The sequence below is a fragment of the Thalassoglobus polymorphus genome (assembly GCF_007744255.1).
GTDB lineage: Bacteria > Planctomycetota > Planctomycetia > Planctomycetales > Planctomycetaceae > Thalassoglobus > Thalassoglobus polymorphus.
This window is the reverse complement of sequence record NZ_CP036267.1, coordinates 5,508,411-5,529,536: the sequence shown is the minus strand read 5'-3', so window position 1 is coordinate 5,529,536 and position 21,126 is coordinate 5,508,411. Positions and strand designations below refer to the sequence as shown.

The following is a 21,126-nucleotide window of genomic DNA, read 5'->3' as shown; positions in this document are numbered from 1 at the left end:
CTGATGCTGCTTTGCATCTGAACTCGTAAACGGAGCAACTGCAATATCAGGGCGACTTTCAGTCTGAGGAGCCATCTGATTGAGAGATGTCGAGTCCGGGAGTCGCTTTTTTAAGCGGGAGCGAACTGGAAGAAATTGTGGCTGCCAGTCTCACACCGAAGTGAAAGCTTTTTTTATCCGGAAGATCGTGGTTTCGGTATGTTGGGCGGCAATGGATATATCCGTGAGTCATTGCTCCGCCTCGCAAGACGCGATCCTCCCCAGCTTCGAGCGAGACTGGATCTACTCTGGAAGACTTCCGGTAGAAGTCAGGATGATAGCTGTCAGCACACCATTCCCAGACGTTTCCTAGCATATCATGAAGTCCGAAAGCGTTCGGTGTTCGCTCTCCACCTTTCTGCAGGTTGCCTTTCGAGTTTAAATTGAACCAGGCATATTCCTCCAGTTCTTCTGGAGGATAGTTGGACCGCGGGTCCCCTGCCTTGCAGGCATATTCCCACTCTGCTTCAGTCGGAAGTCGAATCGTCAGCCCCTGCAGATCAGCTTTTGAATTCATCGCATTGACGAATTCCTTCGCTTCATTCCAGGTCACCTGATTCACTGGATGCTCCTTCGAATTCGCATAGACAGATGGATTGTCCTCCAGCACTGACAACCATTCTCCCTGAGTCACTTCCTGTTTACTAAGATAAAATGGATTCGAGATCTGAACTTTGTGTCGCGGAATCTCGGCAGGAGTTCTTTCAGCGTTCCATTCACCTCGAATCGCGTTAAGAAACATCGATTGCTCGTGTTGATGGCTGCCCATTTCAAACTCACCCGGCGGGATGAGTACAAAGGTGATTTTCTCTCCTCCGGGAAGATCAACTTTTCTCTCGATAGGGACCCCAAGGTGTTCTGACCATGCTTTCTGATGAGCTTTCGCCTTTGCTTCGTTGAAAGGTGAAAGAGCGATGGAAGGGGCCTTTGAATGGCTTGACGCGTCAGTTGTTGTGTTTAATGAAGGTTGGAGTCTTACTTCCCCCCTCACTTCAATTTGAGCTTTTGAAAGATCGCCATACCCTGAGAATTTAACTGTGGTCGGGCGAACGGTATTCCAATGCGGTAGCGAGATTCGTGATCGAGCTCCGGCGAATCGACCAACGTGAACTCCATCTAACGTGACATCAATTTCAACGTTCTCTCCCTTATGGCGAATTTTCCCCGACAATTGTTGCCACTTACCATATTTAAGTTTCGCATCGTCATTACGGAATTCTTCTGCAGCGTCACGGTCTTCCTTCCCATCGATTTTCATCAATGCACTGCCTTGTCCTCCGATATGGACACGAATCGCCTGATTGTCTCCGAGTGGAAAATCAACTTGAATGGGATAGAAAGCTGATTGCTTGAACTCAAAATCGATGTCGTAGTCTCCATGAATCTCATTCGTGAACTCTGCTGCCACCCATTTGTGGGTTTTTTTTGTCGCTGTGCCGTGTCCTTTCAGCACTTCATCTTTGAATTCCCAATTCATGTTCTCGGATTTCAAGATTTCCAGATCTGTACTCAAAGAGAACGACCTCTGCTGAGACGAATCCATCTCCAGTGCAACCCACTTCGCTCCGATGATCTTGCCATCGTGCCCGTTGCCGGAGGCGTCTTCGAGGGTGGTGCCTGAACCTTTGTTAAAGAGGTAGAGCACCTTCGTCTGAGTTTCTTTTTTGAACTCATCTGCCGGGATGAAATTCTCTGTGTACTTCACACCTGAAGTCATACGGAAAGCACGCATCGATCCCTTGAAGAAACTAAGCGGATGTTTGCTGCCGGACTTCGTAAAGCTGCCGAGATGATAGTTGGCACCGATCGTCAAATTCTTCTTGAATCCAATTGGCTGTGCCAGTTTGACAAGCTGCTCAAACTCAACATTTGACAAGCTTAAAGGGGGCGTTTTTCTGCCATTTACATAAGTTACGCAGCGACCTTGGGCATCGATCTGAGATGCAATATGAGTCCATGAAGGAGAATTGAGTTTTACCCTGGAAAATTCAATGGCACGTGACGTTTCTGTCTCTTCTTCGATCTCCAGGAATGCGAAATTACTATAGAAAACATTGGTGTCCTGATAAGTTCGAAATGCCGTATTGTTATACGGTCCGACAGATGTAATTGTTCCACTTGCACCTTCTGGCAAGTCGTCATTCAGTTTTATCCAAAATTCTATGCAAAATGGTTTTCCCTGCTCGATATTCACGGAATTGACTGAGATGTAATCACCATCGCCGTCGAATTCCAATGCAGAGTTCTTTGTCGGAATTGAGTTCTCGGTTGCAGTGACAGAGTCAGCACTAATATGGCCTTCTACATGCTCGTTACCTGAAGCGTTTTCACCGTTCAACAATGCGTCGAGTTTGCCGTTGACTACGACAGCTCGGATGGCCGTTTCGCCGTCTTTGGTGACGGTGAACTCTTCGATGTGAGCTGTTAGACCTTCCTTCTGCAGTTTAAGTTTGTGCTCACCTGCAGAGAGCTTGTAGAGATCTTGTCCATCTTTGATGTTCAGGACCTCGTCATCGACGCTGAGCGTGATTTCCGGATCGTCCAGCGTAATCTGCACGTCGTACTTACCAACGCGAACGATGAAGACGATGCCGAGCAGGAGTAGTAACCCACCCAAGCCGCCAGCGATGAGAAACTTCTTCGGTGGACCGAAATTTTCAGAAGCTTTCTTTTTTGATCTCGGTCCCGCCTTGTTTGGCGAATTTGACTTCTTCGCTGCCTTCGCTGTCTTGCTCTTCTTTTCTCGTAGTTGCTCAGCGTAAGACTTGGGGTGTTCAACTGTCACTAAAGCCGGATTGGATTCTTCGTGTGAAGTCGGAATTGCGTTTGGTTTGGGGCCGGTATTCTTCGTTGCGTCTTTCTTCTGTTTTCTATTGGGGTGCCTCAGTACATCTTGCAGGTCGGCAGCGACGTCATTCATCGACTGATAGCGTTTTGATTGATCGCCTGCCATCATTTTCAGGCAGATGGTCTCCAATCTTGGATCGAGATCTTTGCGAAACTCCGATGGTTTTTTCGGATTGTTGAGAGAGATCTGTTGCAGTAGCGCCATCAGATTCCCTTTAAATGGCATCTCGCCAGTGATCAACTCATACATGATAATGCCGAGAGCGTAGATATCGACCTGATGGTTGATCGCTGACTGATCGCCGGCAACTTGCTCGGGAGCCATGTACGCTGGCGTGCCGAGAATTGCTCCGCTCTGCGTCACCTGCACATCATCACTATCGCTCCGGCGGGCGAGGCCGAAGTCCATGACGACCGGCTCGCCCTTCTTGTCGACCATAATATTTGCAGGTTTCAAATCTCGATGAATGACACCGATGGCGTGTGCCTGTTCTAAGCCGACTGCCAACTTGCGTATGGTCGTGATGATCTGTTTTTCTGAATGTGACTTCTTCGATTTGGTGAAGTCTTTCAGCGGGCGGCCTTCAATATAGGCCATCGTGATGTAGTGTTGCCCTTCAATTTCACCGACATCATAAACCGGGCAGATATTCGGACTGCGGATCGTCGCAGAGGCACGTGCTTCTCGGTAGAACCGTTCAAGGAGTTCTTTGTCATCAACGCCACTGCCGTCGCCGAACTTCGGGATCTTGAGGGCGACGTCACGATCTAGCTGTGTGTCTTTGGCGAGGTAGACCGCCCCCATCGCTCCCTGCCCAAGAACTTTTTGAATCGCGTAACGACCGAAGGTTTCCGGGATTTCAATGTTCGTCGTTGAGCCTGAATTCAGTCGCTGGTGGTCCCGAGTCACCGAGGTTTCCGAATCGGCCATTCCTCGGACGACGGTCTGGGCGGTTGGGTCATCGTTCGAATTGTCAAGATCTTCAGCCGGTTTGACGAGTGTCTCGTCCACCTCATTTGTGTCGGTCCGTTTCAGGCCATCCAGCAGATTTACGTTCTCAAAGTGGCGATTCAGTTCTTCCGCATGCTCCGGATGTGCAGCGATAAACTGCGTAGTGTCAAGTTTTTCGCCGGCATCGGTGCGTCTCATGTATTCAGCGATCAGCTGATTCACAACCACACTTTGATTGTTTGCGTTCTTACTCATGCCCAAAACCTATTCAACTTCACGCTCTTCCCGGCTGAGAACGTGCCAGTTTGCTTCGCTCTTTCAACTCACTCAGAATGACAAAGCCTGCCTTTTATGCAGGCGATATACGGCAGGCCTTAAGGCGGTCAAAATAAAAAAAAGACGCAATTGGCATCAATTCACATTAGTTTGATGAAAAAGCACAGTCAAACACAACCGTAATAAATCCGAGTAGGCATCGGACAGAAAACGTGGCGCTCGACAAAAAGATTTTGACGGAATAAAAGTGAAGCGCCCAGATGATCACTTGTTGTCAGATGTTCAGGCTATTTGTGCTTTGAGTTTCAGTCTGAACTCCAAGTGGGCGACGGGCGGAACGCTGATGCACAGAAGTGGGCAGAGATTCGTCATTGCGTCCGTGAACGTCACTTTCATGGTTTCATCGACTGCTCGGCAATTGAGGAACTCAAACACTGATTGAAAAAATGCCAATACAGTCGAAGATCAGTTACGAATGCGACTGTTTTGAGATTTCAAAGAGATGCCGGACGGCTCTCCCACTAATCGTTTCATTTTTCAGTAACTCGTTAGCGATTAGTTCAATGGCCTGAGTCGGCTCGGCGCGGCTGAGTAGATTTTCAGTTTTGTCAATCATGCGTCGTGCAAGTCTCTGCAATTGACGTTCGTTTGTGGCACGGTTTTCCGAGAGGAGACTTTTGACGAGGTGAAGGTCCTGAGAAGCTCCCAATTGGCAATAGCGCCCTGTCACTCGGCTTTCAGCAACCATCCCGGACAAGAGAATCAGAACTTCGTCCTCCAGTGGATCTCTGGAAGGTTTTCGCATTCCTTTTTGCATCTTGCATGCCCCCAGTCGACTCAATCCGCTCTGCATTTGGCCGGGAGCAATCGTGACTTTTTCGACCGGTCGTCCGAGTAACATTGCCATGACTGCGTGACCAGCTTCATGAAAAGCAGTCGCTTTCAATTTTGCACTGGGCCCAGTGTGCACCGAATCTGTGTGCACCGGATCGCTTGGCGGTATTGGTTTTCGTTTTTTACGAGTCATGGTCAGCAGCAAGTTGTAGAACGGTTTCGTGTTTCTGGTGTCTGTAAAGAGAGCTTTTTATGTGATAAATCACTCATCTCCACGAGGCAGGTCGTGCATGTTCATTCGACGAATGCTCTAGTAAAGCAGGCTTTCAGAGACGCTGTTCCACCAGGCTGCTGTGTCGAGTTCGACTAAGTTGTTCAACGCTGGCTCATCGAGTCTTTTGGCTGATTTCAACTCTGTTCGCAGATCGCTGTTACCGAAGAGGATGTCGATGGGGGGGAGAACAGTTTCGTATTCATAGGGGGGAGCAAGCCATTGGAAATCGTTGGGGGCCAGTCGGCAGGCTGCTTCAATGATTGAGACAGTGAGCATTACCGACCTCGCTGCTTGCGGGTCGGTGACGTGGATCGACACGCCCTCGCAGGCCTGGTCTTTCCATTTGTCGAACGTCGGGCGAAATCGAATCGGTCGCAATACGAAACCGGGATGCTCGATACGGCTGACTTCTTGGCAGAACTCTTCGGCGTTGAGCCAAGGGGCTCCACAGAGTTCGAATGGCTGCGTTGTTCCGCGTCCTTCAGAGAGGTTTGTGCCTTCGAGGAGAACCTGCCCCGGGTAGACAATTGCAGTTTCCAGCCGTGGCATGTTTGGTGAAGGAACCGCCCATGGCAAGTTTGTTTCCTGAAAGAACATGGACCGATTCCAGCCTTGCATCGGAACGATGGTCAGTTCCGCGTTGATGGATTTGGACTTGTTCATCCACTTCGCAAACTCGCCAATTGTGAGGCCATGTCGCAGCGGGATTTCTGCCCCGCCAACAAAGCTGACGTATTCCGATTGAAGCATCGGGCCTTCAGCAATTTCTCCGCCCAGTGGATTCGGTCGATCAAGAACGAGAACATGGACGCCATGCTCAGCACAGGCTTTCATGCACTCCAATAGTGTCCAGATGAATGTGTACACACGCGTCCCGACGTCCTGCAGATCGACGATGAGGAAATCGATCTCAGCCAGCATTTCCTTCGTGGGGCGTCGCGTTTCTGAATACAAGCTGTGAACTGGAATGTTGAGAGGGCCAGAAAGGCTATGGTCCGATTCAATCATGTTCGCTTGTTCTTCGCCCCAGAAACCATGCTGAGGAGAGAAGAGTGCGACAAGTTGCCCTGGAAAACGTTCTGCGATTCGGTCACAGGCGTAGCGGTACTGAGGGTCGATCGATGCCTGATTCATCAACAACCCGAGTCGGGCCTCGTTGAGTTCCGATGGCGGGTCTTTAATGAATCGTTCGAGACCGGTTTTTACGTGATTTGTCACAGCGTCTTCGATTTCATGCTGAAACACTTTCGCGTTTTTTGTGTCCGTGGAAAATCTGAACAACAATCCGAAAGAAGTGAGATGTGTTTCTCAATACAACAGAAAACCTTCCCGTCGTTTCAGGAACTGGTCGACTCCCTGTTCTGCAATCGATTTTACATTCTCAGCAGATTCACCTGCGAGGATTGCGTCGAGCGTTTTGCGATTTCCCAACAGCCGCATGGCGTCTTTCCCCTTCCAGTCATTCGGGTAAAGTTTTTGAAGTTGCGTCGAGACTTCGAAGCCGACCCGCAATGGCTCGAACTGGTCGCGATTGGTGATGATAATATTCACTCCGCCACATTCTTCGTCTTTATACTTGCTTGAGTCCGGGGTGTACCGAATTGGGACGTAGCTGACGCCGGGGGTCTCTTGGCGATTGAGTGCGTCAGCCAGTTCTCTCGGATTGATCCAGGGTGCGCCGATGACTTCGAAAGGGGTATCTGTCCCGCGACCGACCGAAAGGTTTGTTGTTTCAATCAGTCCGATACCGGGGTACAGCAAAGCCTGCGTCAGGCAGCGCATGTTCGGTGACGGGTTCACCCAGACGAGACTGGTTTCGTCCCAGAAATGCTCGCGTTGCCAGCCTTCGCACTTCACCACATGCAGGTTCAAGTCGAGTTTCAATTCCTTGTTCAGCATCATCGCCAGCTCTCCGGTCGTCATTCCATGACGAACTGGAAGGTGGTGGTAACCGACAAATGATTCCTCCCCCGCATCGAGCATCGGGCCAGCGACATTGACGCCGTTGATAGGATTGGGGCGATCGAGAACAACAAACCTTTTTCCTTGCGCAGCCGCTTGAGTCATCGCTTCACCCATCGTGGAAACGTAAGTGTAGAAGCGCGCCCCAATGTCCTGAATGTCGAAGACCAGTGTGTCGACCTCATCGAGCATTTCTTTCGTTGGGCGACGAGTCGCTCCATACAGGCTGAATACGATGAGACCGGTTGATTGATCTTTTGTGTCGCCAATTTTTGAAACGTCGAGCTTTCCTTCGAAGCCATGCTCGGGGCTGAAGAGTGCTTTCAACGAAACGTTCTTCGCATCGTTCAGCAGCTTGACCGTACTGACTCCGTCGCGGTTGAGTCCGGTATGATTCGTGATGAGACCGACGCGTTGATCCGCCAGTAATTTGAACTTGTCTCGTTGCAGGACATCAATCCCGTTGAGAACACCATCGTCCGCGGAGGTTGGAGAAGACGACATGGAGAAGCAAAGCACCACGAGGAAGAGTCGCAACCAGTTCGATGCCGATTTGGCTTGCGGTTTCGAGTTCGAATCGACTCGCTGAGGGAATAGGAACATCATTCAATAACTGCCTGTTTCTGAGGGAAAATGAATGAAATCAGCATCCCCACGGAGAATGTTGTCACCGAGCCAATGAGTGCAATCCATGGCCAGGCGACGAGCGGTTTCCCGTCGGAATTCTTGAGAACGAACTGCACAATGATCAGGACAATCAAGCCGACGAAAGCTCCGCCGATGGCAGACTTCTGACTCGCACGTTTTGTCAGGACTCCCAGAGAAAAGATCCCCAGTAACAGCCCGGCGGAGAATCCGGCGATCGTCAGAGCGTTGTTCACGACTGTTCGTTCAAGTGAAATTGCCCAAACACCAATTCCGATTTGCAGCACACCGAACGCGACCGTCAGCCAGCGTGAGATCGTCAGTTGTGTATGATCATCTGGAGGTGTTTGACAGTTGGGGACATAGAAGTCGTTGAGGAATGCTGAAGAAGAAGCGTTCAGCGAGCTGGAAAGTGTCGACATCGCCGCTGCCAGAATTGCTGCCAGAATCAAACCGATCAAGCCGGTGTTGCGAGGAAATTGATTCACAATGAAGTGTGCAAAGACCTGATCTGCTTTTTCAGGAGCGACATTTCCGTCCAGTGAATAGTAGCAGGCCAATTCAACACCGATAAACAAAAAGAGTGCAAATTGCACTAAGACAACGAGCGAACTCAAAAAGACAGCTCGCCCAGCTTCGCCTTGGCTGCGAGCACTCAGGTATCGCTGAACCATCATGTGATCGGTTCCGTGTGTCCCAATGGTCAGGACTGCCCCACCGATCATTCCTGCCCAGATGTTGTAGGGATCGGAAATTAGAAACTTCGTTTCAATGATCTTGAGCTTTCCAGTGGTCTCGGCAAAAGTCCAGATTTGCGACCATCCTTCGGGAACTTGGCTGGCGATGATGAACAGGGCTGCGACGCCTCCGAGCATATAAATGACGAACTGAATGCAGTCGTTCCAGACCACAGATCGCAGCCCCCCGAAGAACGTGTAAAAAATCGTCACCACGCCCATTGCGATCACACAGTTCACAAACGGCCATCCCAGCAGAGTATGCAAGACAATCCCCGCCAGAAATAACCGCAGCCCATCTCCCAGGTTTCGCGTGATTAAAAAGAGAAGTGACGCTGTTCTTTTTGTTGCTGTTCCGAACCGCGAATCAAGAACCTGATACGCTGTCAGCAATTTTCCTTTGAAGTACAACGGCAGGAAGACTTGCACGACGACCATTCGGCCGACAATGTAGCCAAAGGCGATTTGCAGCCACTTCATGCCGGCATCGCCAAACGCAACACCCGGCACACTCAAGACCGTCGCGGTGCTTGTTTCGGTGGCGACAATCGAACCGAGAATCGCCCACCAGGGGAGTGATCTCCCACCGAGTAAATATGACTCGACATCGGTGTTCTTTCGGCCGGACCAGAACCCAATCGCAATCGCTGCCAGCAGCAGCGAGATCAGGACGACAACATCAATGGGGCCAAGTTCTGCACTCATTATTCATAATTTTCCTTGCTGCATGTTGTAGTTTGTTGTGATTGATTTCGATACTCTGGAAGAACTCCGATTTTCGCATTTTGCAACTCAGAATTTCTCGAGCCAGCGGCATCTTCAGCCAGAAAAAATCAGTGAATTATGAAAGAGTCCTCCTCACTCACGACAGAAGCAATCAATCCGTTATCAGAGAAAATTGATACGCTTTCTCCGTTGGAAATCGTACAGCTGATGAACGCTGAAGATGCGAAAATCGCAGAGGCGGTTGCACGCGAAGCGGACTCAATCGCGAAGGCCATCGAGGTGGCGACCGGGCGGATTCGCAGCGGAGGGAGACTCGTTTACATTGGAGCGGGGACATCCGGGCGTCTGGGAGTTTTAGACGCATCGGAGTGTCCTCCGACTTTCAACACCCCTGCCGAAATGGTCGTGGGGCTCATCGCTGGGGGAGACACAGCACTTCGCAAGGCAGCTGAAGGAGTTGAGGATCATCCTGAGGCCGCTGTGATCGATTTAAAAGCGATCGACCTAACCGGCAAGGATGTTCTCGTCGGAATTGCAAGTAGCGGGCGGACTCCGTACGTCATTGGTGCTCTCGATTACGCCAGAGAAGTTGGGGCCTATGCGATTGGACTCGTCTGTAATGAGAATTCACAAATGGCATCTCATGCTGATCTGATGCTCGCTCCGGTCGTCGGTCCTGAAATCATCAGCGGATCGACTCGCATGAAAGCGGGGACCGCGACGAAAATGGTCTTGAACATGATTTCGACCGGGACCATGGTCCAACTCGGGAAAACATTCGGAAACTACATGGTCGACCTGCGAGCGAGTAACTCTAAGTTAATCGTACGTAGTCGACGTATCGCTGCTGCATTGGCAGGCATCACAGAAGGTCAGGCTGAGGAAGAGCTCAAAAAATGTGATGGTGAATTGAAAACAACTGTTGTGATGTTGCGAAAGAACGTCTCCCCGCAAGCTGCGCGGACCCTTCTAGAAAAACATGGTGGACAGCTCCGGTTGGCTTTAGAGGAGGATTTGCAAGAGTGAATGAACCTCAGGAAAGTGACCAGAGCCCGACCATCGGTGAATTGGTGATCGGCGTTGACGCCGGTGGAACGAAGACAACTGCGTGGCTGGCGGATTCTGAATTTCAAAAGACTCAGCAGCCAATCGGCAAGGGGCATGCCGGACCGGGGAACCCACGGGCTGTCGGCTTTGATGCTGCCTGCCAGCAAATTCAAACAGCCATTGAAGACGCATTTTTAGATGCTCAATTGCCAAAAAAATCTGTCTTCACACTTTGCTTGTGTGCGGCGGGCGCGGGGCGTGTCGAAGAGCAAGTTCGTTTGAAAGCATGGGCAAGCGGACTTGGCCTCGCAACGAATGTGGTTGTAACGGACGATGCTCAACCGATCCTGGCGGCTGCCAGCCCAGAACGAATTGGAATTGCACTGATTTCCGGAACGGGATCGTTTGCCTGGGGACGAAATACGGAAGGTGACATCGCAAGGTCAGGCGGTTGGGGGTATCTGTTTGGTGATGAGGGAAGCGGATATCAAATCGCACTCGCCGGTCTACAAGCTGCTACGAAAGCTGCCGACGATCGCGGTCCGCGAACTCGACTCTTGTCAGCCTTTCTAGAGCATTTTCAGATCGCTGAGGCTTCAGAGTTGATCGGAAAAATTTATGGTGACAAGTTGAGTCGCGAGGTGATTGCTGGACTCTCCGGTATTGTCTTTTCGCTGTCTGATGATGAGGTCGCTCACAGCATCATCGATGAAGCTGCCAATGAACTCGCAACAATGGTGGAGTGTCTCGCTGCTAAACTTGGATTGAATTTGGGTGAGGCCCAACTTGCTCTTGCTGGTGGCGTATTTGTGCATCAGCAGGCATTTGTCGAGAAACTTCAGCGCAGACTCGCACTCTCGGAACAGTTTATGACTATCGTGAAAGAGCCGGTCGCCGGAGCGGTAGCCATTGCTCTTAATGCGAATGACAGCGAGCAGTGAACAGCGACGTTTAATACTTTATGTTAACCGTGCAAAATAAGGGGAACGTATGTCCGAAAGAGTGAATCTTGGCAAATCAGCCCCTGAGCTGTATCAGGCAGTCATTGAGCTTGACCGGCTTGCCTCTAATGCTTTAACCAATGCAGGAATTGCCGTAGGCTTTTCGCATCTCTTACGCTTGCGTGCCTCTCAGATTAATCAATGCGCATTCTGTGTCAGGCTGCACACACGGGATGCACTTGCCAACGGGGAGTCTGCTGACCGTGTGGCAGTTGTTCCCGTATGGAAAGAGACTGAATACTTCAGCCCCAAAGAGTGTGCTGCGCTGGAGCTTGTGGAGGCAATCACCCTGATCTCTGAAGGCCAGCTGCCTGATGCAATCTACGAGCAAGCCGCAGCCAACCTTTCCGGAGAAGAAATGTCAGCCATTGAGTGGCTTGCCGTTGTCATTAATACATGGAACCGCATTGCCATCTCAAGCCGTTATCCTGTCAAAGAGTGACGACTGGTGGCTGGGGGCAGATTGCTCGATCAGGTTGAAGTGAGTGCAGGGCAGGGTTTCCCTGCCGCGAGAAAGCACGCGTCGAAAATCGGGACGAGTGGCACGCTCAGACTGGAGCGCAGCGTAAGGATGGGCGTGCGGATTCAGCGTTGACTTCCATTCTTTTATCACAGATGGTGACCTGTCCATTGAAGAAGGACGTTTTCTTCTCCGGCTTACCAGTGAATAATGGTAGTCTAGGTGTCAGAGCGAATGTTAATATTGTGTGGTTTTAAGAATTCATTGATGGTAGATTTTATGCTATTGGGTTGACCATTGTGTTGGCTTTGCGGCAGGGGAGCCCTGCCCTACAGTTACTGCGAAATGCAGGCCTGAAGGAACTCATTGGGATGAGTGCCAAAAAGTCTCAAAGATGGCTTGCGAATGCCAAAGGCAATGAGTTGGAACGAGCATACAATTCTATAGTCAAGGCGTCCAATAAATTTGACACACTCCATCCGGGGTACGATGTCTCCGGTGCATTTTGGAAAAACTATCTTTTTGGAAACATGAATATTGGACCTGGAGGAGGCTTTTAGTGAATCCTGACATTTTTTATCTGGCACCATTTGACGAGAATGAGTTCATTCATGTTAATTTACTAACGAACCCTAACTGGAAGACATCGGCATTTTGCCGATCTTGTCGACAGTTGAGTAACCCAACCTTACTTCAGTGGCTGACTTGCGAAACCCCAGAGACGAATGTGAGTGGTTTCCTGTCCGCATCGAGTTTTCATGTGACAGCACTCCACTGTGATATGGCGGAGAAACTTTCCCCATTTCTCAAACATTTTTACTGGGTTGGATTTCAAAACGATGGGTTAAAGTTTGTCAAAGACTGGCTTGGTATTGTCGCGATGGACCAAGCCATTATTCGCCTTGCAGCAGACCCTGCCATCGAAGAGTGTTCTTGTTGCGGAAAGGTCGAGCACTTAAATGTGTATGACGACCATGAAGCTGTTTACACTGCAAAATCCGTTGAAAACCTTGAACTCGGATTCACAGCGTACCACGGTTTAGTTTTCAACGAGAAGATCAAAGAGTTTCTGGAAGATTGGCTGAAGAACGATTGCCCTTATCGTTTTGGGATTGGCAAGGTCAATATCGCTGATTCGGGAGGGCAGCCTAAGTGAATAGGTCAGCAACAGGAAGCCGGAATCTTATAACCAGGGAGGAAATAGAGCACGGCGAAATATCCCCTCTCAATACTCAACGCACAGCGGGAGAAATTATGAATCGCCTTCCAAAATGTAATCCTTATTTTGAAACTCTTTGGGGAGAACCAGACAAGATTGTTCAAACTCGACTACCCAACGTAAAATTTCCGGTTTCAGTATTTGTGTTTTGTCCCGAATCGACTGGGAGAGAGTTCTTTACGTTCTTGACCTCTGGTCTCGCGAGTTTTCAATCGCATGATTCGCAGTTCGGCCGCTCGGAATTAGTCTTATACTCTAAAGAGTTTGACGAGTTCTACGCAGAACTTCTGCATCTGTGTGCCAAGGTCATAGTTGGGCGTGGCCTGGACATTAATCATGGAGATATAATTCCGCATGGAGCACCTCCAAGACCGGTTTTCCCCGAGACCCCGTGGACGCACATCCTGTTTCATGAATCTGGAATCGAACCAGATTCGAATTTGTCAAATGAATTGACAATCTTGGGGGCTCCAGTCTTCCTATACAATCTGATGCTCATTTCAGCTGCTGAGAGTCAGTTTATTGAAAAACATGGCATCGTCGAATTCTCTAATCTCCTGGCAATTGACCTCAATCCCATTGAATTTGAAATTATCTCCCGTGACAGAAATGTGGTAGTTTAATTGAGGGCCTCCGGGAATTAATTTTGACAAACATCCAGTTTTTCACGCGACGAGAAATAACGACTTACGTCAAACCAATCCATGCTTCCGAAATCGGTGAAAACACCTTGACTTACACCGGGCGGGGTGGCCCGGTTGAATGAGTGAAATACGGAGGTGCCACGATTGTGCCTGGCAGAGTGGACCGACTGAATGAGTGAAATATGGGAGTGCCACGGCTCTGCGAGCCGTGCGGAGCGGGGGAGAGTGTAGGAGTAATGCGAGGCGTCGTCGTCTCTGCATTATGTGACCGTGTCGCGCAGCTCGTGATTGATCTTTGGAAATTTGGTTGAGTCACACATGCCTGAAGAGCATCATAAAAAACGACGTGCTATCAACGAAGCTGGACATGCACACTTCATTACGTTTTCGTGCTGGAAGCAAGGTAGGTCAGGCTGAGCTTGACGGGATTAAGCGTTGAATTTTCCTCGAATTCACAATTGTTCTTTGACAATTTGGTTAATGAGACTCATCGTAGTGAGTGTAGGGCAGGGCTTCCCTGCCGCGAGAAAGCACGCGTCGAAAATCGGGACGAGTGGCACGCTCAGACTGGAGTGCAGCGTAAGGATGGGCGTGGCGGATTCAGCGTTGACTTCCATTCTTTTATCACAGATGGTGACCAGTCCATTGATGAGGGGGGTTTTCTTCTCCTGCTTACCAGTGAGTAATGGTAGTCTATGTGTCGGAGCGAATGCGAATGTTATGTGTTTTTAATTATTTATATGTGATAGATTTTATGCTATTAGATCGACCATTATGTTGACTTTGCGGCAGGGGAGCCCTGCCCTACAGTTACTTCATCTTGTCGCTAAAGCGACCCAACCGAACAAGTCGGTCGGGCCACCTCGCTAGAATCTCAGTTGGAGTTTGATTCAATAGAGAATGTGGTGAAGTCGATTCGCTGGTATGCAGATTTTCCGGGATCTCCTGCTTCAAAAAGGACGCCGAATGGGGCTTCTTGCGAATCGAGCTTGACCATGTCGCTGTAGGCTGCCGGGCCTTCGTGAATCAATGGGCCGTCTTTCCATGATTTCGATTCGTCGGTCGAATACCGAATTCGCAGGTCGCTGCGGCCTTTTCCGGTGGGGCCATTTTCATCAGGGCCGGAGAAGAGAATCAGGTTTCTTGAATCTCCCAACTTCGTAGAAGCTGCCCGTAACAATGCACATTGAACGACAGGTGGATCGAGAGTTTCGGTGATCGGACTGAACCACTTGTATGCCTTGTCTCCGGTCGCGTCGAATGATTCTCCGCCGTCGCTGCTGTAGGCAGCCCCACGTGTTCCGGGGGCTTTGCCATTTTGGTCGCGAGTGTTGAAGTAGAGTCGACCATCGTTGAGTTCGACAACTGTCGTTTCGTTGGAGTTCAACCCATCTTCGTAAGTGTCGTCAATCGCTCCCATCTTCCATGTTTTACCATGATCATCACTGTAGAACGCCTGTGCTCCATTGGGGCCGCGATCAGCACCCGCGTCGCCTAAGCGGTGATCAGCGGGGATGAGCAAACGACCTTTGTGCTTTCCGTGAATCAACTGAATCGAATGAACTGGTCCAGTGGCGTACCAGCCCCAGGATGGAAGTTTTACATCTTGAGTGAGTTCGCGTCGCGGCGACCACGTTTCGCCATGATCATCGCTTGAGATGACAAACACACGATCATTCTCAATCGTGAATGGCATCCAGATTCGCCCCGGATGATCAGGGTCCAGCAGATCGACAACGGGTGCCGGATTTCCCACAGTGACATCTGTCCCGGGGTACAGTTTCTGGAAATCGTCACTCTCCTGGACAACTTGCAGCTTCCCCCAAGTCTTTCCCTGGTCGGTTGAACGTTTCATTACTAAGTCGATTTCGCTGGCATCGCCTCCTTCGCGTGCTTCGCAGAATGCGAGTAAATCGCCATTGGCTGCCCGTACAATCGCTGGGATGCGATAGACGTTGTATCCTTCCGTTTCAGACTGAAATACTGTCACCGTGTCAGCGCTCGCAGGAGGAAGTGAACAAAGAAAAACGGACAAAGTAAAACAAGCAAAGATCAGCTTCAGCATTGATTTCTCCAATCGTATGAACCTCCCAATAGAAATATGAGCGTAATGAATTCTTTCTCAATTTTCCGCTTCGGAAAGAAATTGTGTGCAGCTAATGTTGAATCACCTGAGGGGAATTGGTCCGAGGTCGAGATGAACGGCGTCTGCTCCAAGGGCGGAATTTTTGTGATGCCTTGCGAAAAGGGTTGAGATGCAGTGCAATTCTTTCAGAAGCCCATCCGTATGAAGAGACTCTCTTCCCCTCCACTGAATTCAAAGGCCACAACGATGTATCGATCTGTGCGATTTGCTTTGCCACTTCTGATTCTCATGCAGGCGAATTCGGCTTGGTCCCAAGAGACCGAAGCCATTGAGAAAGCGTTACAGCATCGGCTCATTGACGTTGATCATGCGTGGAATGAAGTTCAGGATTTCACCGAAGCTCGCGTTCTGCCGATGCCAGAAGTCACAACGGTCGAGGCGTGGGAGCAATACATTGAAGGACGTCGGCAAGCTGCGTTGAAAGATGTTGTTTTTCGAGGAGAAGCTGCGAACTGGCGAGATGCCAAAAAGAAAGTCGAGTGGTTGGAAACGATTGAAGGCGGGCCTGGCTACAAGATTCGCAAGCTTCGTTACGAAGCAATCCCCGGCCTCTGGATTCCTGCGGTCCTTTACGAGCCTGACAACATCGAAGGAAAAGTTCCGGTTGTGATGAACGTGAATGGTCACGATGGCGACGGAAAAGTTGCCGACTACAAGCAGATTCGCTGCATCAATCAGGCGAAGCGAGGTATGCTCGCATTGAATGTCGAATGGTTGGGAATGGGGCAGTTAAGAACGCCGGGATTCAATCACTACAAAAGTAATCAAATCGATCTTTGCGGAACAAGCGGTGTCGCACTGCATTATCTCTACATGACACGCGGTCTTGATATCCTTCTGGAACACCCACATGCCGATCCGAATCGAGTTGCTGTTGCGGGGCTTTCTGGAGGAGGCTGGCAGACAATTTTCATCAGCTCACTCGATGAGCGAGTGACGCTCTCGAATCCGGTCGCAGGATATTCCAGCTACGTGACCCGGGCGGAATTCATCTCCGACTTGGGTGACTCTGAGCAAACGCCGGTCGATCTGGCGATGGTTGCGGACTACAACCACTTAACTGCTATGCGAGCTCCACGCCCCACTTTGCTCACTTTCAATGCTGATGACCAATGCTGTTTCAAAGCGGATCATGCTTTGGCTCCTCTGATGCAGGCATCGCAGCCGGTCTTTGATTTGTACGGCAAAGGAAGCAATCTTCGCTCACATGTCAACGAAGACCCCGGCACGCATAACTTCCTGCTCGATAATCGACAACAGTTTTATAAAATGCTCGGCGATCATTTTTACGCAGAGAGTGACGACTATTCGGCTGATGAAATCGCTTCCGAAGACGAACTCAAAACCAAGGAAGAATTGCACGTCGAGATTCCAGAAGACAATCTCGACTTTCACAAGATTGCCACAAAATTGATGGAATCGCTCCCCGCGCCTCACATTCTTTCGATCGAAGGACGGCGAGACAATCTCGCCAGCGTCTTAAGATTGGAGCCTTATCAGGCTCAGGCTGTGCAAAGTGATGATCTGGAAATCCCGAACGGTTCTGCTCGGGGAGTTCGTTTGAAAATTGGGACCGAGTGGACTGTTCCGGCTACGGAATTTACTCCCGAAGGAAATGTCAAATCGACGGTCATCATGCTGGCTGATGAAGGCCGCGGGAGCACTGCGAAAGCAATCGCGAAGTCCCTGAATGAAAGTCAGCGAGTGCTGGCGATTGATCCGTTCTACTTTGGAGAATCGAAGATCAGTAAGCGGGACTTCCTGTATGGATTGCTGGTTTCTTCGGTTGGCAAACGGCCACTGGGAATTCAGGCCGCTCAGGTCGCTGCTGTTGGGGAATGGGTTAAAGCTGAACATCAGGGGCCTGTGACAGTTCAGGCAATCGGACCACGGACAGGCTTGATTGCACTGACTTCCGCCGCTCTGAATCCGGAGTTGTTTCAATCCGTACAGATCACCGGCGGATTCAAAAGCCTGAAAGAGATCGTCGAGCAGGACATGACGGTTTCCCAGGCTCCCGAACTGTTCTGTTTCGGCCTGATGGAAACATTCGATATCCCGGAGCTGACATCTTTGGCATTGCCGTGCAAAGTGAGCAATCAATAAGGCTGCGGGGAGTTCAGGCTCTCAGTAAATCCAAAGGCAGACGTACCAGTTGACCCATTCACCCAGCGGAGGAATCCAGCCCGCGAGTTTCCAGAGAGGTTCGTAAAAGGCTGCGATGAAGTGGCTTCCATCGACATGTTTAGCTTCGATCCAAGTCCAGTACATCGGACCAATCGACAAGATGTACAGACCGAACACGATCACCATTTGCTCGGCACTGGCGATCAGATAGCCGAGGACCGAATCCTGTTCAGCATCGTTGGAGGTCTCTTCAACCGAGACGTCACGCGATTCAGTCTGTTCGAGAAGTGACATAAATTAATGGTGTCCGGGGGGTGAAATCGACTGGTGATAGAGCACTTGTGGGATTGGTGTTCGCTTTCTGCCTCTTGGCGAACGCTCGTTTTGCTGGTGAAGCAGGTTCAACATGGAAACATGGTCGAGCAGGCTGGTGCACACCATTGGTCAGGAAACATGCAGCGTTTTCAATGCGTTTGTTGTCGGTAAACCTCATTATCGCGATGTGCTGAGCGCTTTGTAAACAGCCGTTGAAATGGCCATTGGGTCGGCGTAATTGCAGTTACACATCACGACGACTCCATGTTTCTGGTTGGGGTATAAGACCATGCGGGTTTTTGTTTCTGCCTGGCTTCCATTGTGCGAGATCTTCAATCTGCGACCACTCCCTTCGACTCGCACCCCGAGTCCATAATTTGATGACGTTCCGTCCAAAAGTTTTTGCCTCGTCCACATGAGCTGTTGTGTCTCAGCGTTGATGAGAGATTGATTCATCACCGCCTGCGCCCATTTTGAGAAATCATTGACATTACTTTTGTACGCTCCCGCGCCATGCTTCCAGGCGTTGGCCTGTTCCGGAGAGGGGATGATTTTTCCAGCGGAGTTCTTTCTATAGCCCATGGCCCACTCTTTTTGACCATGAGTCGCGACATCGAGTTCGAAAGAAGCCATGCCGAGCAGTTTGAGAATTCGTTGATCAAGTTGCGAAGCGATCGGTTCTCCGCCCGCCTGTTGAACGACAGCAGAGAGGAGAACGTAAGCATGGGAGGAGTACTCTGTTTTCGTGCCGGGCACAAAAATGAGTGGTGAGCGATCGAATCGTTTTATGGCGAAAAGCGGGTTCAGTTCTTCCTGTTTGTTTCTAGCCCCCGGGCTGGGGAGAACACGACCGTTGCTGTAATGCGGCAGCCCACTTTGATGACAAAGTAATTGCCGAGTGGTGATGGTGTGATCTTTTCTGGGGAACTCAGGAACATACTTTCGCACGTCGGCGTCGAGATCGAGCTTGCCCTGTTCCACAAGCTGCATGGCGAGCATCGCGATGACCGGTTTGGAGTTCGATGCCCAGTTCACCACCGTGTCCGTTGTCATTGGGGTTTTCTTCTCGCGGTTCGAAAGTCCAGCCCCTCCAGTAAAGACGATCTCTCCGTTTCTGAGGACTCCGACTGAGACTCCAACTAACTTCTGACGCGACATCTCGGCAGCGATGCTCTTCTCGATCGCAGTCACTTGATTCGCAGAGAGTCCTCTCCGGATTTCCTCCGCTTCTGAAGCCTGCGAAAACAGAAAGCAACCCAGCACGAAGAAGGCAAGCTGGTGGCGTCGCTGTTGAAGTTCACTCATTGGAAATTCACGCATGTTTGAGATGGTCCTGATGAACTGAGAGTCTTCAGTCGAGTGTTTTCAATGCTTGTTGCACCTGTGAAGATTGCTTTCCACGAGTCAGTCTGTGAAGACGAATCTAGGGGGGCTCTAACTTAGTAGCGATTCGACTTTTGGCAGGGACCAGGTTAAATCGTCAGTTGCCTGAATTGACAATTGCGATTCGCCGACGAGATAGGAACCGATCAGGCCAGCGATCTCGCTGATGTGGATCGGATGATTTTTGACGGCTTCTCCAGTGGCGTCGCTTTCGCCGATCACTTGCCCTCCTTCAAGTCCACCACCTGCCAGCATGCCGGACCAGACGTCCGTCCAGTGGTCCCGCCCGTTCTGTTCATTGATGCGAGGGGTTCTTCCCATCTCACCGGTCGCCACGACGAGTGTCTGTTGCCACAGTCCGCTTCGCTGAAGGTCATCAAACAACGCTGAAGCTGCTTTATCAAACTGCGGACCAAGTGTGTCTCGGTAATCAAAAATTGTTCCGGGTGCGGTCTTTGCACAGCCGTGGGCATCCCAAGTGACATTCCCTTCAAATTGATCAAACGTATTGACCTCAACATACTGAACGCCCGCCTCGATCAGTCGAGCCGCAGTCCAAAGCAGTTCGCCAAATCGATTTTCCCCAAAAGCTTTCTTTTTAGCGGAAGAAAGCTTTGAGAATTGAGGAGTCTCGAAGCCGGATTGCTGCAGAGTGTTCAAGTCTGGCATGAGGATCGAATCATCCAGGTCGAGGAACCCTGCTCCATCGCCGTGATAGGCTTTAACCCCGGTCTTTTGCACCTTTCCTCCCAGTCGGACTGAGACCGGGGCGTTTCCATGTTGCTTGAGAGCATGATTCAACACAACGCCGATATTGGGCGGTTGTTGTTCTTTTTTCACGAGCGAACCGGTCAACAGTAGCTGCATTCCGCTTTCGTGAATCGGGGCAGATTCATGATATAACGAACGCAAAACGACCAGCTCGCTTGCACGTTGTGCCAACTTCGGAAGAGACTCGGCAAAGTGGACTCCCGAAATCGACGTCGCAATTGATCGGATCGGGCCACGAATTTCTCGAGGGGCTTCGGGTTTGGGGTCAAAGGTATCGAGCTGACTGGGGCCACCATTCATGACGATTTGAATCACCGCGCGAGAATTCGACCGAGGCCGGGTGCGTGCTTCTCCTAATGATAACCCAACTACCCCAACTCCCCCCACTGCCAGAAAACTTCTGCGTGAGACCGAGTCGAGTGCTCGCTTCTTCTGTTCAGACATTCATCGCTCCTCAAATGATCTCGGAAATCGGATCGGGGATCTGATCAATCAGTCTCTCCGAATACCTTTGAATCGAGGCATTTTCTTAGTGTTCAAGAGATCATTTTCAAGTTCTTGGATCAGTGGGCGAAGTATATCAAACATCGATCAAAATACAGAGATCATTGCTTCAAGCCTTTCGTAGTCGAGTTTTTCCAGCCTCTGCCCTTCTGCCTCGACGTGAAATACTGAGTGGTGGCCTTGCTGGACCATGTAAAGTTGTGAAAATCTCCAAGGC

General features: G+C 50.3%; 16 protein-coding genes. 7 read left to right on the top strand and 9 right to left on the bottom strand.

The genetic code is table 11. The features are described from left to right. Positions 1 to 58 precede the first annotated feature (58 nt). The 5 genes from Mal48_RS20015 to Mal48_RS19995 form a co-directional block, all read right to left on the bottom strand. Complete coding sequence (locus Mal48_RS20015) at positions 59 to 4,093, bottom strand: bifunctional serine/threonine-protein kinase/formylglycine-generating enzyme family protein (RefSeq protein ID WP_145203905.1); 4,035 nt, start codon at positions 4,091 to 4,093, stop codon at positions 59 to 61. A gap of 490 nt (positions 4,094 to 4,583) precedes the next feature. Beyond that, positions 4,584 to 5,141: a M50 family metallopeptidase gene (locus Mal48_RS20010; RefSeq protein WP_145203902.1), complete on the bottom strand. Its 558-nt coding sequence runs from the start codon at positions 5,139 to 5,141 to the stop codon at positions 4,584 to 4,586. A 117-nt stretch (positions 5,142 to 5,258) separates the two neighbouring features. Then, complete coding sequence (locus tag Mal48_RS20005; RefSeq protein WP_197441864.1) at positions 5,259 to 6,440, bottom strand: exo-beta-N-acetylmuramidase NamZ family protein; 1,182 nt, start codon at positions 6,438 to 6,440, stop codon at positions 5,259 to 5,261. A gap of 90 nt (positions 6,441 to 6,530) precedes the next feature. Next, positions 6,531 to 7,790: an exo-beta-N-acetylmuramidase NamZ family protein gene (locus Mal48_RS20000; protein WP_197441863.1), complete on the bottom strand. Its 1,260-nt coding sequence runs from the start codon at positions 7,788 to 7,790 to the stop codon at positions 6,531 to 6,533. Then, on the bottom strand, positions 7,787 to 9,271 hold the full coding sequence (locus Mal48_RS19995) for a sodium:solute symporter (protein WP_145203899.1): 1,485 nt from the start codon (positions 9,269 to 9,271) through the stop codon (positions 7,787 to 7,789). The genes Mal48_RS20000 and Mal48_RS19995 overlap by 4 nt, the downstream gene beginning before the upstream one ends. A gap of 135 nt (positions 9,272 to 9,406) precedes the next feature. Between Mal48_RS19995 and murQ the strand changes: the two genes are divergently transcribed. From murQ to Mal48_RS19965, 6 genes are all read left to right on the top strand, one after another. Next, complete coding sequence (murQ, locus tag Mal48_RS19990) at positions 9,407 to 10,318, top strand: N-acetylmuramic acid 6-phosphate etherase (protein WP_145203895.1); 912 nt, start codon at positions 9,407 to 9,409, stop codon at positions 10,316 to 10,318. After that, positions 10,315 to 11,280, top strand: coding sequence for an N-acetylglucosamine kinase (locus Mal48_RS19985; protein WP_197441861.1), 966 nt, complete (start codon positions 10,315 to 10,317; stop codon positions 11,278 to 11,280). Before murQ ends, Mal48_RS19985 begins: the two co-directional genes overlap by 4 nt. A 49-nt stretch (positions 11,281 to 11,329) precedes the next feature. Further along, positions 11,330 to 11,782, top strand: a complete 453-nt coding sequence (locus Mal48_RS19980) for a carboxymuconolactone decarboxylase family protein (RefSeq protein WP_145203889.1) — start codon at positions 11,330 to 11,332, stop codon at positions 11,780 to 11,782. 389 nt (positions 11,783 to 12,171) lie between these two features. After that, positions 12,172 to 12,360 (top strand): hypothetical protein, encoded by a 189-nt coding sequence (locus Mal48_RS19975; protein WP_145203886.1) that lies wholly within the window; start codon positions 12,172 to 12,174, stop codon positions 12,358 to 12,360. Further along, complete coding sequence (locus tag Mal48_RS19970) at positions 12,360 to 12,956, top strand: hypothetical protein (protein ID WP_145203883.1); 597 nt, start codon at positions 12,360 to 12,362, stop codon at positions 12,954 to 12,956. The genes Mal48_RS19975 and Mal48_RS19970 overlap by 1 nt, the downstream gene beginning before the upstream one ends. Before the next feature lie 98 nt (positions 12,957 to 13,054). Next, the gene (locus tag Mal48_RS19965) at positions 13,055 to 13,642 is read left to right on the top strand and encodes a suppressor of fused domain protein (protein ID WP_145203881.1); all 588 of its coding nucleotides are present in this window, start codon (positions 13,055 to 13,057) and stop codon (positions 13,640 to 13,642) included. Positions 13,643 to 14,537: 895 nt separating this feature from the next. Here Mal48_RS19965 and Mal48_RS19960 read toward each other — a convergent pair. Then, positions 14,538 to 15,653, bottom strand: coding sequence for a sialidase family protein (locus Mal48_RS19960; RefSeq protein WP_197441860.1), 1,116 nt, complete (start codon positions 15,651 to 15,653; stop codon positions 14,538 to 14,540). A 342-nt stretch (positions 15,654 to 15,995) separates the two neighbouring features. On the opposite strand from Mal48_RS19960, the gene Mal48_RS19955 reads away from it, so the two are divergent. Further along, positions 15,996 to 17,915 (top strand): alpha/beta hydrolase family protein, encoded by a 1,920-nt coding sequence (locus Mal48_RS19955; RefSeq protein WP_197441859.1) that lies wholly within the window; start codon positions 15,996 to 15,998, stop codon positions 17,913 to 17,915. A 21-nt stretch (positions 17,916 to 17,936) separates the two neighbouring features. Here Mal48_RS19955 and Mal48_RS19950 read toward each other — a convergent pair whose 3' ends face one another. The 3 genes from Mal48_RS19950 to Mal48_RS19940 form a co-directional block, all read right to left on the bottom strand. Continuing rightward, a complete protein-coding gene (locus Mal48_RS19950) occupies positions 17,937 to 18,230 on the bottom strand; it encodes a hypothetical protein (RefSeq protein WP_145203872.1) in 294 nt (97 codons plus the stop codon). 198 nt (positions 18,231 to 18,428) lie between these two features. Next, positions 18,429 to 19,556, bottom strand: a complete 1,128-nt coding sequence (locus Mal48_RS19945) for a serine hydrolase domain-containing protein (RefSeq protein ID WP_197441858.1) — start codon at positions 19,554 to 19,556, stop codon at positions 18,429 to 18,431. Between the two features lie 129 nt (positions 19,557 to 19,685). Beyond that, a complete protein-coding gene (locus Mal48_RS19940) occupies positions 19,686 to 20,849 on the bottom strand; it encodes a DUF1501 domain-containing protein (RefSeq protein ID WP_145203866.1) in 1,164 nt (387 codons plus the stop codon). Positions 20,850 to 21,126: the final 277 nt, after the last annotated feature.